Annotated in this window: 14 protein-coding genes; 7 read left to right on the top strand and 7 right to left on the bottom strand. The window is 62.9% G+C overall.

The genetic code is table 11. The features are described from left to right. The first annotated feature begins 23 nt into the window (after positions 1–23). Positions 24–644 carry a thiamine phosphate synthase gene (locus TR61_RS09825; protein WP_050929810.1) on the top strand — a complete coding sequence of 207 codons (621 nt, stop codon included), beginning with the start codon at positions 24–26 and terminating at the stop codon, positions 642–644. Between the two features lie 50 nt (positions 645–694). Here the strand turns inward: TR61_RS09825 and TR61_RS09820 are convergent, their stop codons facing one another. Beyond that, positions 695–1,834, bottom strand: a complete 1,140-nt coding sequence (locus TR61_RS09820; RefSeq protein WP_157440878.1) for a HupE/UreJ family protein — start codon at positions 1,832–1,834, stop codon at positions 695–697. Between TR61_RS09820 and TR61_RS09815 the strand changes: the two genes are divergently transcribed. The 4 genes from TR61_RS09815 to TR61_RS09800 all read left to right on the top strand — a co-directional run bounded on the left by TR61_RS09815 (position 1,818) and on the right by TR61_RS09800 (position 5,239). Further along, the gene (locus TR61_RS09815) at positions 1,818–2,630 is read left to right on the top strand and encodes a DUF4198 domain-containing protein (RefSeq protein ID WP_050929808.1); all 813 of its coding nucleotides are present in this window, start codon (positions 1,818–1,820) and stop codon (positions 2,628–2,630) included. The genes TR61_RS09820 and TR61_RS09815 overlap by 17 nt on opposite strands. A gap of 37 nt (positions 2,631–2,667) precedes the next feature. Further along, positions 2,668–3,564: a PfkB family carbohydrate kinase gene (locus tag TR61_RS09810; RefSeq protein ID WP_050929807.1), complete on the top strand. Its 897-nt coding sequence runs from the start codon at positions 2,668–2,670 to the stop codon at positions 3,562–3,564. Positions 3,565–3,569: 5 nt separating this feature from the next. Continuing rightward, positions 3,570–4,469, top strand: coding sequence for a pseudouridine-5'-phosphate glycosidase (locus TR61_RS09805; protein ID WP_050929838.1), 900 nt, complete (start codon positions 3,570–3,572; stop codon positions 4,467–4,469). Positions 4,470–4,555: 86 nt separating this feature from the next. Next, complete coding sequence (locus TR61_RS09800) at positions 4,556–5,239, top strand: DUF502 domain-containing protein (RefSeq protein ID WP_050929806.1); 684 nt, start codon at positions 4,556–4,558, stop codon at positions 5,237–5,239. 33 nt (positions 5,240–5,272) lie between these two features. Here TR61_RS09800 and TR61_RS09795 read toward each other — a convergent pair whose 3' ends face one another. From TR61_RS09795 to TR61_RS09785, 3 genes are all read right to left on the bottom strand, one after another. Continuing rightward, positions 5,273–5,770, bottom strand: coding sequence for a hypothetical protein (locus TR61_RS09795; RefSeq protein ID WP_050929805.1), 498 nt, complete (start codon positions 5,768–5,770; stop codon positions 5,273–5,275). Between the two features lie 235 nt (positions 5,771–6,005). Further along, positions 6,006–7,373 carry a cytochrome P450 gene (locus TR61_RS09790; RefSeq protein ID WP_050929804.1) on the bottom strand — a complete coding sequence of 456 codons (1,368 nt, stop codon included), beginning with the start codon at positions 7,371–7,373 and terminating at the stop codon, positions 6,006–6,008. 229 nt (positions 7,374–7,602) lie between these two features. Continuing rightward, positions 7,603–8,973: a class II 3-deoxy-7-phosphoheptulonate synthase gene (locus tag TR61_RS09785; RefSeq protein WP_050929837.1), complete on the bottom strand. Its 1,371-nt coding sequence runs from the start codon at positions 8,971–8,973 to the stop codon at positions 7,603–7,605. 175 nt (positions 8,974–9,148) lie between these two features. On the opposite strand from TR61_RS09785, the gene TR61_RS09780 reads away from it, so the two are divergent. After that, complete coding sequence (locus TR61_RS09780) at positions 9,149–10,153, top strand: GlxA family transcriptional regulator (RefSeq protein ID WP_050929803.1); 1,005 nt, start codon at positions 9,149–9,151, stop codon at positions 10,151–10,153. Positions 10,154–10,202: 49 nt separating this feature from the next. Here TR61_RS09780 and TR61_RS09775 read toward each other — a convergent pair whose 3' ends face one another. From TR61_RS09775 to TR61_RS09765, 3 genes are all read right to left on the bottom strand, one after another. Then, a complete protein-coding gene (locus TR61_RS09775; protein ID WP_050929802.1) occupies positions 10,203–11,018 on the bottom strand; it encodes an endonuclease/exonuclease/phosphatase family protein in 816 nt (271 codons plus the stop codon). A gap of 123 nt (positions 11,019–11,141) precedes the next feature. Continuing rightward, positions 11,142–12,137, bottom strand: a complete 996-nt coding sequence (gene lipA, locus TR61_RS09770) for a lipoyl synthase (RefSeq protein WP_342669423.1) — start codon at positions 12,135–12,137, stop codon at positions 11,142–11,144. A 130-nt stretch (positions 12,138–12,267) separates the two neighbouring features. Then, complete coding sequence (locus TR61_RS09765) at positions 12,268–13,389, bottom strand: DUF6456 domain-containing protein (RefSeq protein ID WP_050929835.1); 1,122 nt, start codon at positions 13,387–13,389, stop codon at positions 12,268–12,270. A gap of 254 nt (positions 13,390–13,643) precedes the next feature. On the opposite strand from TR61_RS09765, the gene TR61_RS09760 reads away from it, so the two are divergent. Continuing rightward, positions 13,644–13,961 carry a DUF6477 family protein gene (locus TR61_RS09760; protein WP_050929801.1) on the top strand — a complete coding sequence of 106 codons (318 nt, stop codon included), beginning with the start codon at positions 13,644–13,646 and terminating at the stop codon, positions 13,959–13,961. Positions 13,962–13,967: the final 6 nt, after the last annotated feature.

The raw sequence follows: 13,967 nt of genomic DNA, 5'->3' as shown, positions 1-13,967 counted from the left end.
GAAAGACAAAAGGACGGCACGCGATGGACACGCCCGAGCAGCCACAGATTTACCTGATCACCCCCCAGGAGTTTGAGCTGAGCAGCTTTTCCGACCAGCTTGCCCGCGTTCTGGATGCGCATGAGATCGCCTGCATCCGGCTGGACCTTGCCACCCGCGACGAAGACCGGATCGCGCGCGCGGCGGATGTTTGCCGCCAGGTGGCCCACGCGCGCGACGTGGCGCTGGTGATCACCGATCACGTGGTGCTGGCCGAAAGGCTCGGGCTGGACGGTGTGCATCTGAGCGATGGCGCAAAGCCCGTGCGCGCCGCGCGCAAGGCGCTTGGGCCCGATGCGATCGTGGGCAGTTTCTGCGGCACCTCACGCCATGACGGGATGACCGCCGGCGAAGCGGGCGCCGATTACGTAAGCTTCGGACCGGTGGGCCAAAGCGCCCTGGGCGATGGCAGCGTGGCCGAGCCGGAGCTGTTCGAATGGTGGACCGAGATGATTGAGCTGCCGGTTGTGGCCGAAGGCGCGCTGGATATCGCGCTGGTGGAGCGGCTGGCCGCATGCACCGATTTCTTCGGCATCGGCGATGAGATCTGGTGCGACGCAGACCCCGCCGGAGAGTTGGGGCGCTTGCTGGCCCCTCTGGGCTGACCGGAACCTTGGAAAGGTTCCGGACCGTTTTCTTTCCAAGAAAACGGCCCCTACAGGAACACACGCTCCACGAACCAATAGGCCCCGACACAGGCAATCACCACCGATGCGGGCATGGCGATGCGCGCGCGGTACCAGTCTTTCTGGCCAAACCAGTATCCGACCGCCAGGAACGCCAGCGCGATCACCGTCAGCTGGCCCAGTTCGACCCCAACGTTAAAACCGATCAGCGCAGGCACGAATTGCCCCGCGGGCAGACCGAATTCCCCCAGCACGCTGGCAAAGCCCAGCCCGTGCAGCAGGCCAAAGCCAAAGATCACCACCGGCCGCCACGGGTTCAGGCCCCTGGCAAACAGGTTCTCCACCGCGACATAGACGATGGAGGCGGCAATCAGCGGCTCCACAACCAACCCGGGCACGTTCACGATCCCCAGCGCCCCCAGCGCCAGCGTGACCGTGTGGGCCAGGGTAAAGGCGCTGACCTGCCAGATCAGGGGCCTCAGCCGGGTGCTGAGAAAGAACAATCCCAAAACGAACAGGATATGATCCAGCCCCTTGGGCAGGATATGGTCGAACCCCACGGGGATGTAATCGACGAATGTTTGCCAACCTCCCCGCGCCCCGCCGCCCGACAGCGGGATCGCGTCCGAGCTTTGGCCGCCTTCCAGGTATCCCGTAAACGGTTCTTCCACCCCCATCTGGCGCAGCACCATGTCGCCGGCGCCGTCGGGCCAGGTAAAGACCATCACCCGCGCGCCATCCGGCAGATCGCCACTCAGCCGCAGGAAGGACGGGCGCGGCAGATCGACATTGCCCACGGGATCGACCGTCACGCCATCCAGTTGCAGCGTGACCGGCCCATTGGCGTCCATCCCGATCCGGGGCAGCCAGCTTTCCATGAAGGCGCGCAGGCGCGGCTCAAGCGCCTCGGGCTCCAGCGCGCGCAGGTCGTCATACACATCGGACTGGTCACTGTCATTGGTGTCTGCCATGCCGTCAAGGTCGATGCCCGCCACGAAGGCCTCGGCATTCAGGCGCAGTTCCATCTCGATCCGGCCATCCTGAACGCGGAAATCGCCGATGGTGGGCGTGACCTCATGGGCCAGCGCGATCGAGGCGCAAAAAACCATCCAGAGGCTTGACACCACCGCCACAAAGCGCAGCTTTTCCCGCATGATCCGTTTCAGCATTTTCCGTCCCCGTATCCTTGCCGCGCTTGCCGTCGCACTGGCGCCACCGCCCGTTCTTGCCCATGAATTCTGGATCGCACCAGACAGATATCAACTGTCAGCCAATGAAAATCTGGTGGCGCAGTTCAAGAATGGCGAAAACTTCACCGGGATCAACCTGGGCTTTTTCGACCGCCGGTCAAAGCGGTTCGACATGGTTCTGGGCGACCGGGTCGAGGCGCTGTCGCCCCGGATGGGCAATATCCCGGTGCTGGACATGCCGGTGCCGGGTGACGGGCTTTTGGTGATTGCGCATGAAACCGCACCCTCCTCGATCACCTACAAGGAATGGGAGAAATTCCAGGCCTTCGCCGATCACAAGGATTTTCCCGACATCCGCGCCCGCCACATGGCCCGCGACCTGCCCGAGACCGGGTTTTCCGAACGCTATACCCGCCATGCCAAGGCGCTGGTGGGCGTGGGCAAGGCGGAAGGATCCGACCGCGTGCTGGGGCTTGAGACGGAATTCGTGGCGCTGGCCAACCCCTATACCGATGCGCTGGCGGGCGGGTTTCCGGTTCAGCTGTTCTATCAGGGCGAACCGCGCGGCGATGCGCAGGTCGAAATCTTTGAGCGTGCGCCCGATGGCACCGTCACCGTCAGCCTGACGCGCACCGATGCGGCGGGCCGGGCCCGGATCGCCGTGAAACCGGGGCATGAATACCTGCTGGATGCCGTGGTCCTGCGCGAGGCCCCGGAAGACGCGGATGACGTGTGGGAAACGCTTTGGGCCGCGCTGACATTCCGCATGCCTTGATCTTGCGCGCGCGCGCCATTGCGGCCAATAACGGGCCATGACGCAATCGCCTCCCATTCTGTGTATCGGATCGGTCCTGTGGGACATCATCGGCCGGGCCGCCAGCCATATGCGGCAGGGATCGGACGTGCCGGGGCGGATCACCCGCCTGCCGGGCGGTGTGGCCATGAATATCGCGATGACGCTGGCGCGTTTCGGGATGCGCCCCACCCTTCTGACCGCCATCGGCCAGGACGAGGAAGGGGCCGAACTGGTCGCAGCCTGCGCGCGTCTGGGGATGGATGTGGACCATGTCTATCGCTCGGACGATCTGCCGACCGATCGCTATATGGCGGTCGAAGGCGCGAACGGGCTGATCGCGGCGATTGCCGACGCGCATTCGCTGGAAGCCGCCGGGGCCAAGATCCTGCGCGCGCTGCATCATGGGCCTTTGGGCACCGCCAATGCGCCCTTTGAGGGTTTCGTCGCGCTCGACGGCAACCTGACCCTGACGCTTCTGGAAGAGATCGCGCAGGATCCCGCCTTTGCGCTTGCCGATCTGCGGGTGGCCCCGGCCTCCCCCGGCAAGGCCGAGCGGCTTTTGCCCTTCGTGAACCACGCGCGCGGCACGCTTTACGTGAACCTGGAAGAGGCCGGGATCCTCTGCCAGAGGGAATTTTCGAGTTCGGCCGAGGCCGCGCAGGGCCTTCTGGATCGCGGCGCGCGGCGGGTGCTGGTCACCGATGGCGGCAAATCCGCCAGTGAAGGCAGCGCCGGGGCCGCGCTGATCACCCGGACCCCGCCCGAAGTGCTGGTCACCCGTGTCACCGGCGCGGGCGACACGTTCATGGCCGCCCATATCGCGGCTGAAGCCCGTGGCGCGGATCGCGACGCGGCGCTGTCCCAGGCCCTGCACGCCGCGGCCACCTATGTCTCAGGAGAAACACCGCTGTGATCCCCATGACCTTTTCGGCAGAGGTTGAGGCTGCCCGCGCCAATGCCACCCCCATCGTCGCGCTGGAAAGCACGATCATCACCCATGGCATGCCCTATCCCCAAAACGTGGAGGTCGCCCGGCAGGTGGAGGCCGATATCCGCGCCGAAGGGGCCACGCCCGCCACAATCGCGGTGATCGGCGGCCATCTGCATATCGGGCTCAGCGACGGGCAGCTTGACGCGCTGGGGCAATCGAAGGGCGTCGCCAAGTTAAGCCGTGCCGATATGGCCGCCTGCATGGCCACGGGCGGCACCGGGGCGACAACCGTGGCCGCCACCATGATCGCCGCACATGCGGCAGGCATCGCCGTTTTCGCCACCGGCGGGATCGGCGGCGTGCATCAGGGGGCCGAGAGCAGCTTTGACATCTCGGCCGATCTGCAGGAACTGGCGCAAACCCCGGTCACCGTGGTAGCCGCAGGGGCCAAGGCCATTCTTGATCTGCCCAAAACGCTTGAGGTGCTGGAAACCCTGGGCGTGCCGGTCATCGCCGTGGGTCAGGATGAGTTTCCCGCCTTCTGGTCGCGCCGCTCGGGCCTGCCCGCGCCGTTGCGCATGGATGATCCGCAGCAGATCGCCGATGCCCACCGGATGCGCGCCGCCCTGGGCCTGCCCGGCGGGCAGCTTGTGGCCAATCCGATCCCTGAAGCCGATGAGATTTCCGCCGCCACCCTGGCCCCGATCATCGCCAAGGCGCAGGCGGATGCGGATCGCCACGGGATCACCGGCAAGGCGGTCACGCCCTATCTGCTGCAGCGGATTTTCGAGCTGACCGAAGGCCGGTCGCTGACCGCCAATATCGCGCTGGTACGCCACAACGCATGGCTGGCTGCGCGAATTGCCCAAGCCTTGGGCAAAAGCTGAGATTCCATGCAGCCTGCGACGCAAGCGCCATTGTAGCCGCCTGAATAAATCCCTAGGTTCCAGATCGAAGTGCTTCTGGATGCCTGATGACCACCCCATTTGACGAAAACGACCCCCCGCGCCGCACCGGATTGTTCGGCGGTTTGCGTGCCTCTTTCCTGACCGGTCTTATCGTGATTGCCCCGATCGGCCTGACGATCTGGCTGATCTGGACGGTCGTGGGCTGGATCGACGGGTTTGTGCTGCCGCTGGTGCCCTATCACCTGCGGCCCGAGCAATATATCGGCATCAACCTGCGCGGCGTGGGCGTGATCATCTTCCTGATCTTCACGATCATCGTCGGCTGGGTGGCCAAGGGCCTTCTGGGCCGATCGCTGATCCGCTGGGCGGAAAGCCTGGTGGAACGCACACCGGTGGTGCGGTCGATCTATTCCGGGATCAAGCAAATCGCCGAGACGGTCTTCGCCCAATCCGAACGGTCGTTTGAGAAAGCCTGCCTGATCGAATATCCCCGCCGGGGCATCTGGGCGATTGGCTTTATCTCGACCGATACCAAGGGCGAGGTGGCCGCGCGCACAGGGGTCGACAGTGGCATGGTGTCGGTCTTTGTGCCCACCACGCCCAACCCGACTTCGGGCTTTCTGCTGTTCTTTCCCAAGGATGACGTGATCGAGCTGGACATGTCGATCGAGGAAGCCGCCAAGCTGGTGATCTCGGCCGGGCTGGTTTACCCCAACGGGAAAGAGCCGGTGCAGATCACCGGAAAATAACGCGCTGCAAGTGGTTTACAGCGCGTTCTTCATTCAGTCGCGCGCCTGAAAGGCCGCCACATCCGGCAGATAGATCCGGGGCGATTTCTGGATAACCGCCGTCACTGACTGTGCGCCGCGCTGCGTGTGGCGGTGCAGATACATGAAGCGCGCATAGCGCACCAGCAAGGGCGTGCTCCAGCCCGCGTCGATGCAGACACGGTCGGTCCAGATGCTGCCCTCGCCATGGGGCATCACATCCAGAGTGTGTTTCCAGGATTTGACCTTTTCGCTGTGTTCACTGGACTGCATGCGGCGCATGGTCTTGCACAGCGTGTCGATGCGGATGGCATAGTCTTTCGTTTCCAGAAGGCCGAAGACCTTCACATTGGTGCGATAGGTGCGCCCCTGCACCATGGGCAAGGCCGGCAGACCTTCATAACTCGAGATCTTGCGCGTCACCTCGATCATATCGGCAAAAGAGCTTGCCTTTTCGAACATCGCGTCCGCGTCTTCCGCATACTGTGCTGTGACCAGCAATTCCGTTGCCATTCCCGACATCCCTTTTTCCGTACCGAAAGGCTGCCGACGGATCCGCAGGCCAAACTGGTAATTGCCCCGATCACTGGGGTAGGTTCGGAAACGGGCGGAAAGATGACAAATGCGTGAATATTTACCGGAATCGCACCGACCTGCGCGCGACGATTATCATCGCGCGTCAGGGGGTTATTCGGATTTGTGAAACAATCTGACAAATCGGGCAGCGCTGTTGCGCCACCCGAAACAATCAGCCCTGCGCGATGGCGTTCAGAAGGATCGGCCCGCCGGGGCGCATGGTAAAGGTCAGGTTCAGCCCGGGCATGGGCGCGTCTGACATGGTAAAGACCACCCTGCGCAGGACCGACGCCAGAAGCACCATGATCTCGGCCTCGGCATATTGGGCGCCGATGCAGATGCGCGGCCCGTCACCGAAGGGGATATATTGCCCGCGCGGATAGGTCTGGTTCAGGAAGCGGTCCAGGCGATAGGCCTGCGCATCCTCCCACAGCTTTTCATTGCGATGCAGCGAATAGACCGGGAACATGATCACGTCGCCCTTCTTGAAGGTGACATCCTTGATCGTGGTTTCCTCGGTCGCGTCGCGCGCGAACAGCGCGCCCGCCGGATACAGCCGCAGCGTTTCCTTCACATGAGCCTGCAACAGCGGCATTTTCGGCAGATCTTCATAAGCAATGGGCCCTGACGGGCAGGCTTTCAGCACCTCCTGCCGGATCGCGGCTTGCGCGTCGGGATGCATAGCCAGCAGGTAAAGCCCCCAGGCGATCGTATTGGCCGAGGTCTCATACCCCGCCGCCACGAAGGTCAGCAGGTTATCGACGGTGGTGTCGATATCCTCGCGGTCGCTTTCCAGCGCCTCGATCAGCAGGTCGAGGAAATCTTCAGCCACCTCCCGGCGCTTGGCCTGGCGGGTTTCGATCACATCCCGCGCCAGTTTGCGCAGGGCGCGGATCGGTTCCTTGCTTTTCAGCCATTTCTTCCGGGGCACCCATTTCGGCAGCCCCATCAGATCGAACAGCGACATATAGCTGATGTAATCGGTAAAGCTGCGCATGGCGTTGCGCACTTCCTGTTTCGACACCGCCTCATTGCCGGAAAACATGACCCGGCTGATATTGGTCAGCGTCGCCTCCTGCGCGGCATCGGCCACATCGACCTTGCCGCCTGCATTGGCGAAGAACGTGCCCAGTTCCTCGCCCGTCTGGGCGAAATGGGCGGTCAGCACCGGCAGGTTGCGCGCGGCAAAAAGCGGGGCATAGCGATGGCGCTGGTCTTTCCATTTCTGCCCTTCGGACAGGATCATGCCATTACCCACCGCAGGGCCGATCACGTTATGGGTGAATTGCGATTTGGGAAAGCGCCGCCCGACACCGGCCAGAAGATCGGTGACCATCTCCGGGTCGCAGACATAATGCATATTCGCAGGCCCCTTCAGATAGGTCTGCGTGCGTGTCGCATCGGGGATCACGGAAAAGATGTTCTTCCCGGCCTTTTTCGCGAAATCGACCAGCCCCACATCTTCGGTGGCCAGATCGGCCTGAACCAAAGGTCCGGGGTCTGTTGCGGGACGGAGTTCTTGAGCCAATTCTGCTGCCATGGTGCCTGCCTATGTTCCCTTGGGCCTGCCCGCGTCATTTAATGCGCGGTTCTTGTTCACAGGCCTGTTCACGTGCTCTTTGTGCGACAGCTTTCACGGAAAGGCCGCATTTGTCCAGCTTTCGTTAACCATTTGCGGTTGAGCCGGGGCCGCCACGTGACATCCAGACGCGAAACCGCCCGCGCACCGGGATGCGCGGGCGGTTGGCAATACCGACGGAATGCAGGCCCTAGCCCACCGCGCGGTTGGGCGAGTCGTTGCGGCGGCGGGTCAGTTCTTCGGCCACAAGGAAGGCCAGCTCCAGCGATTGGCTGGCATTCAGACGCGGATCGCAGGCGGTGTGATACCGGTCGGACAGATCCTCGTCGCTGACCGCGTGGATGCCGCCGGTGCATTCGGTCACGTCCTGGCCCGTCATTTCGAAATGGACGCCGCCGGGAATGGTGCCTTCGGCGCTGTGGACCTCGAAGAACTCGCGCACTTCACGCAGGACGGATTCGAACGGCCGCGTCTTGTACCCGGTCGAGGATTTGATCGTGTTGCCATGCATCGCATCGCAGGTCCAAAGCACATTGGCCCCTTCCTCCTGCACGGTCTTGATCAGGCGCGGCAGGTGATCGCCCACCGAACCGGCCCCGAAACGGGCAATCAGCGTCAGCCGACCCGCTTCGTTCTGCGGGTTCAGCTTGGCCATCAGCAGCTTCAGGTCTTCGCTGGTCATCGAGGGCCCGCATTTCAGGCCAATCGGGTTCAGCACGCCACGGGCAAATTCCACATGGGCCCCGTCAGGCTGACGGGTGCGGTCGCCGATCCAGATCATGTGACCCGAGCCCGCCAGCCAGTTGCCAGACGTGGAGTCAAGCCGTGTCAGCGCCTCTTCATATTCCAGCAGCAGGCTTTCATGGCTGGTATAGAATTCGACGGTCGAAAACTCATGGGTCGTGTCGGCGGTGATGCCGGCGGCGGCCATGAAGTCGATGGTGTCCTGAATGCGGCTGGCAATCTCGTGATAGCGTTCGGTCTTTTCGCTGTCGGTATAACCCAACGTCCAGGAATGCACCCGGCTCATATCGGCAAAACCGCCCGTGGAGAACGCGCGCAGCAGGTTCAGCGTGGCCGCGGCCTGGGTATAGGCCTGAAGCATCTTGCGCGGGTCGGGAATGCGCGCCTCGGGCGTGAAAGCCAATTCGTTGATGATATCGCCGCGATAGCTGGGCAGTTCCACGCCATTCACGGTCTCGGTCGGCGCGCTGCGCGGCTTGGCGAATTGGCCCGCCATGCGGCCCACCTTGATCACCGGCACCTTGGCGCCATAGGTCAGCACCATCGCCATCTGCAGCATCACCTTGAAGGTGTCGCGAATGGCGTCCGCGCTGAACTGCTCAAAGCTTTCCGCGCAATCGCCGCCCTGCAGCAGAAACGCCTCCCCCCGCGAGGCTTCGCCCAGCTGCGACTTCAGCCGCCGCGCTTCGCCTGCAAAGACGAGCGGCGGATATTTGGACAGCTGACCTTCCACCTCGGCAAGAAGCGCCGCGTCGGTATAGTCAGGCATCTGCACCCGGGGCTTTTTGCGCCAATCGGATTTTTGCCACTCGCTCATCGGTTTGATCTCCATCAGGCTGATCGTCAGGGAGCCAGCTTATACGAAAGCATGAGGCCAGTGACCATACATGATTTGCGACCTCTTGACGCCGTAAATGAAGCATGAACAAGGTGGAAAGCAGCTGTCACCATAAGACAGAGCCCAAAGCCGAAAGACCCAAGGTAGCCGCGGCATGCAAACCCAACGCCACTTCGTGGATATTCCGAATCCGCCCGCCAAGCCACGCCGCTTCGTCTTCGTGCTGCTTGAAAACTTCACAATGCTTTGCTTTTCCTCGGCGCTGGAAAGCCTGCGGATTGCCAATCGCATGGCGGGCATGGATCTCTATTCGTGGTATCTGGTGGGCGAAGGTGGCGATACGGTCAGCTGTTCGGCCGGCACCGCATTCAAGCTGGACGACGCCCTGCCCGAACTGACGCGCGACGACACGGTGATGATCTGCGGCGGTATCGACGTGCAGCAGGCCACGACAAAGCCGGTGCTGAACTGGATCCGGCGCGAGGCGCGCAAGGGTCTGAAAATGGCCGGGCTGTGCACGGCGGGCTATACCCTGGCACGCGCTGGTCTGCTGGACGGGAAAAAGGCGACGATCCACTGGGAAAACCAGGACAGCTTTGCCGAGGAATTCCAGGAGGTCGAGCTGACCAAATCGGTCTTCGTCATCGACGGCAACCGGATGACCACGGCGGGCGGCACGTCGTCGATCGACCTGATGCTGAAGATCATCGCCGATGACCATGGCGAGGAACTGGCCAATGCGGTCGCCGATCAGCTGATCTATTCCTCGATCCGCACCGATCAGGACACGCAGCGCCTGTCCGTGCCCACCCGCATCGGCGTGCGCCACCCAAAGCTGAGCCAGGTCATCCAGATGATGGAGGCCAATATCGAAGAGCCGATCTCGCCCTCGCTTCTGGCCAAGGAGGTCGGCATGTCAACGCGCCAGTTGGAACGGCTGTTCCGGCGCTACCTGAACCGCTCACCCAAACGCTATTACATGGAACTGCGGCTGCAAAAGGCGCGGAACCTGCTGATGCAGACGGATATGAGCGTGATCAACGTGGCGCTGGCCTGCGGCTTTGCCTCACCCTCGCATTTCTCCAAATGCTACCGCGCGCATTACGACACAACGCCCTACCGCGAACGCGGCAGCCACGCGGCGCGCCTGTCGATTTGAGGCACAGCAGCCCTCTTCTTCTTGCTGAAAATACGGAATCCGGACCGCGTCACAGGTCCTGAAGCTCGAAAATCAGGGGCGCGTGATCCGAAAACGCGGCGATCCAGGCATCGGGATCGGCCGCCTCGGCCCAGCCGCCCACACGCACCGTGGCCCCCTGCCCCTGATCGGCAAAAGACAGGTTCGATGAGGCATAGACATGATCCAGATCCGCCGGCGGATAGGAGGAGGTCGAGCCGTTGTTGAAGGTCGCGGGATGCGTTTTCATCTGCCGGTGCAGGTCCCGGCGGCGCAGGATCCGGTCGACCCGGGTGATTTCTTCATCGCCGGTCAGATCGGCGTTGGAATAGGTCATGTTCAGACCCATCGTGTTCAGATCACCCAGCAGGATGAATTTGCCCGCCCCATCTGTCGCGCCATCGATGGCCTTTTTCAGGCTGCGCACCTTGTCGAACATCGCGTCGCGCAGGCCAAACCCTTCGGGGCTGGGCAGGCTCTTGAGATGGGAGAACAGCAGCGACAGCCGCTCATCCCCGGCCAGCGTGACCGTCAGCAGAGCCGCCGGACGCAGATTGGGGTTGGAGCGTTTGAATTCATTGCGCTGGGTGAAAAACGCGCTCAGGCCCCCGCGCACGCCGATCAGGATTTCTTGCACCTGCGTGCCTTCGGTGATCGAAAAGGAATATCCGGGAAAGCGGTTGGTGAATTCGGTGAAGACGGTGGAGCCCTTGACCTCCATCAGCGCGAAGATGTCGGGATCCTCGTCCTCGATCAGCTGCGCGACCCGCGTGACGCGATCTGAGCGCGCGCCGGTGCCATGGCCGGTGAAGTGTTCGACGTTCCAAGACAGAATACGCAAGGGCATGGGCAAAACCTCCGATCCGGGCCGCGATCCTTCGAAGGATCGCCGCCGGGAGGCAGGCGAATTTTCGAAAATTCGCCCCGTGAGGTTAGGCCAAAGGCGCTTTACGGCCTATGGCGGAAAACCTTACCCCAGCCCCAGCTTGGCGTTGCGCGCCGCACGTAGCCGCGCGAAATCATCGCCCGCGTGATAGGACGACCGCGTGAGCGGCGTGGCCGAGACCATCAGGAAGCCCTTGCCGTAGGCGGCTTTTTCATAGGCCTTGAATTCCTCGGGCGTCACGAACCGGTCAACCCGGTGGTGTTTCGGCGTGGGCTGCAGATACTGACCGATGGTCAGGAAATCGATATCGGCCGCGCGCATGTCGTCCATCACCGCGTGGACCGCCTGGCGATCCTCGCCCAGCCCCACCATGATGCCGGATTTGGTGAACATCGACGGGTCGAGTTCCTTCACCCGCTGCAAAAGCCGCAGCGAATGGAAGTACCGCGCGCCGGGGCGCACTTCAGGGTAAAGGCCGGGCACGGTTTCCAGATTGTGGTTGAACACGTCGGGGCGCGCTTCGACCACGACTTCCAGAACCGACGGATCACATTTCAGGAAATCCGGCGTCAGGATTTCGATCGTGGTCTTGGGGCTGCGGTGACGCACGGCGCGGATCGTCTGGGCGAAATGTTCGGCCCCGCCATCTTCGATATCGTCGCGGTCAACGGATGTGATGACCACATGGTTCAGCCCCAGCTTTTCCACCGCATGGGCCACGCGGCCCGGTTCGAACGCATCCAGCGCCTCGGGCGGTTTGCCGGTTGCGATGTTGCAGAAGGTGCAGGCGCGGGTGCAGACCTCGCCCATGATCATCATGGTGGCGTGGCCTTGGCTCCAGCATTCGCCGACATTGGGGCAGCCGGCCTCTTCGCAGACCGTGACCAGCTTGTTCTCGCGCATGATCTTGTGCGTTTCGGCATATCCCTTGCCGCCGGGCGCCTTGACGCGAATCCAGTCCGGTTTCTTGGGCTGGGGATTGTCCGGGCGCCGGGCCTTTTCGGGATGGCGCTGTTCGGGGATTTTCAGATCGCGCACGGTGTGCCTCACAAATGGGTCAGCTTGGATGCCCCATAACATAAGCTGCCCCCCCGTCAAAGCGACGCGACGCATGGCCGCTATGCTTTCCCGTGCGGGCCGCACGCGTCTTCGAAGACGCGTGGCGCGGTTGACAGGCCGGGCGCAAGGCCGTTCGAACGGCCTTGCCCGCTTAGCCGATCATCTGGCTGTCCCCCCCAAGCGCCGCATAGTGCCGCTTGAGCCGCTGCAGCGCGATGCGCAGCACGATCTTGCCCGACCGGGCCGACCAGCCCAGGCGTTTTTCTGCCGTCTCAAGCCCTTCCAGAAAACAGCAGCAGCGCAGTGCCACATCGCCCAGACCGGATCCCAGCTCGTGCAGCGCAGCCAGCACACGGGCCTGAGCAGCGCTTTGTCCGATCGGCGCGCCCCCTGATCCGGACACTCCGCGTATCCCGCCGGTCAGAAGCCTGTCCCAGCTCTGGCCGATACTGGGGCCGACCTGGGCCAGCTCGAAATCCTCGCGCAGCCGTTCGCCGGCGGCCACCAGGTCATCAGGCAGAAACGGGCGGCCATCGCGGTCCTTGCGGCGGGCCAGCGCGCAGAGCGGGCTTTCCGCCACGCCGTATTTGACCTTGCGCGCCCCTTCGCCCTCGTCCGTGTCGATCTCGCCGCGCGCCGGCGTCGCACGGTTGGTTGCCGCCGCGCAGCGGCTTTCCTCATGCGCCATCATCCGGCCAAGCGCAGCGCGCCCCGCCTGGGTGATCGTATAGCGCGCAATGCGCCCTGTGGTCTGGCACGCAATCCATTCGTTGAGCGCCATGGCCTGCGCCACCGCGCGGTCCACGACCGCCGTGCGGGCCGTGCTGCCCCCGGGTCCGTCACGAACCACGACGGCCTTCTCCATTTCCGCCGCCAGGGCCAGCACGGCGCCGCTTTCGCACAACCTGCGCAGAATGCGCGGCGCCTCGCGGTTCAGTTCAGCATCGCTGGGCAAATCTTCGATGGTTTCGGACCCGGAAATGGTGTGAAGCGACATGTCATCAGACCTCCTTTGCTCCGCCGGGGCGCGGTGGTCTTTCGCGTCCGGCATAGTCACCACAAGTCGGCCCAGAGAGTTCAGCACCTCGTCCACAAGAGGATCGTCGCGCCGGGTTTCGACGCGCCGGATCTGGCGCAGGATGGTGGAAGGATGACAGTTCTGATCCCGCGCAAGCCCCCGGATCGAGCGCCCCGCCGATGTATGCGCCAGATAGCGCATGGATTGTTCAGTCACCCAGCCCGGCAGCCGGGGTTCAGATAATGTCTTCAACATCTGTCCCTTGTCGCGCGGACCCGTCATCGGGGCCTCACGCAGTCTCCCGTTTCATCAATACAACCCCATTAACTCTACCTGTGGTTGCATGTTGCGCCAGAGGCAAAAATGAGCCGATGCGAACAGCATTGTTTCTAAATAATAAACAGTTGTGAAGGGATCGAACGGTGCCTGACGCTAAAGCGCAACACCCGCTCAGGTTGTGCAATGCTCTGCCCTTGTTGCGAGGAAAACCCAACAGAAAGGACAACATCATGCAGGATATTCTGGGGCTGATTGACCGGCTGACCCGCCCGCGCCTTTTGATCCGTGCGGCGCGCCTTGGGGCTGCCGATTACGACCGCGACCGGCATCTGCCGCGACTTCTGGGATATGGCCAGGTGCCGCGCGCCGCCGATGCGCTGATGCGGCTGCTGCAGGACGAGGCGGTTGTGAACAGCCAGCGTAAATCAGGCGACGCCAGCTATTCGCTGACGCGCCATCTGGATCTTCTGATCGCGATGATGGGCGAAGCGCGCATCCTGCGCGCCAGCCAGGAAAGCCGGGCGCGCCAGGCGGGCAAACCCGCCTGAAACGCA

Origin of the sequence: Aestuariivita boseongensis (assembly GCF_001262635.1) — a bacterium.
GTDB classification, from domain to species: Bacteria; Pseudomonadota; Alphaproteobacteria; order Rhodobacterales; family Rhodobacteraceae; genus Aestuariivita; species Aestuariivita boseongensis.
This window is presented reverse-complemented; position numbering and strand designations above follow the sequence as displayed.

What these genes read in the sequence shown, in the direction of transcription:
- TR61_RS09795 (WP_050929805.1), bottom strand. Translation starts at nt 5,770, where the DNA reads ATGGCAACGGAATTGCTGGTCACAGCACAGTATGCGGAAGACGCGGAC.
- TR61_RS09765 (WP_050929835.1), bottom strand. Translation starts at nt 13,389, where the DNA reads ATGTTGAAGACATTATCTGAACCCCGGCTGCCGGGCTGGGTGACTGAA.
- TR61_RS09775 (WP_050929802.1), bottom strand. Translation starts at nt 11,018, where the DNA reads ATGCCCTTGCGTATTCTGTCTTGGAACGTCGAACACTTCACCGGCCAT.
- TR61_RS09815 (WP_050929808.1), top strand. Translation starts at nt 1,818, where the DNA reads ATGATCCGTTTCAGCATTTTCCGTCCCCGTATCCTTGCCGCGCTTGCC.
- TR61_RS09825 (WP_050929810.1), top strand. Translation starts at nt 24, where the DNA reads ATGGACACGCCCGAGCAGCCACAGATTTACCTGATCACCCCCCAGGAG.
- TR61_RS09790 (WP_050929804.1), bottom strand. Translation starts at nt 7,373, where the DNA reads ATGGCAGCAGAATTGGCTCAAGAACTCCGTCCCGCAACAGACCCCGGA.
- TR61_RS09805 (WP_050929838.1), top strand. Translation starts at nt 3,570, where the DNA reads ATGACCTTTTCGGCAGAGGTTGAGGCTGCCCGCGCCAATGCCACCCCC.
- TR61_RS09800 (WP_050929806.1), top strand. Translation starts at nt 4,556, where the DNA reads ATGACCACCCCATTTGACGAAAACGACCCCCCGCGCCGCACCGGATTG.
- TR61_RS09785 (WP_050929837.1), bottom strand. Translation starts at nt 8,973, where the DNA reads ATGAGCGAGTGGCAAAAATCCGATTGGCGCAAAAAGCCCCGGGTGCAG.
- TR61_RS09810 (WP_050929807.1), top strand. Translation starts at nt 2,668, where the DNA reads ATGACGCAATCGCCTCCCATTCTGTGTATCGGATCGGTCCTGTGGGAC.
- TR61_RS09780 (WP_050929803.1), top strand. Translation starts at nt 9,149, where the DNA reads ATGCAAACCCAACGCCACTTCGTGGATATTCCGAATCCGCCCGCCAAG.
- TR61_RS09760 (WP_050929801.1), top strand. Translation starts at nt 13,644, where the DNA reads ATGCAGGATATTCTGGGGCTGATTGACCGGCTGACCCGCCCGCGCCTT.
- lipA (WP_342669423.1), bottom strand. Translation starts at nt 12,137, where the DNA reads ATGTTATGGGGCATCCAAGCTGACCCATTTGTGAGGCACACCGTGCGC.
- TR61_RS09820 (WP_157440878.1), bottom strand. Translation starts at nt 1,834, where the DNA reads ATGCTGAAACGGATCATGCGGGAAAAGCTGCGCTTTGTGGCGGTGGTG.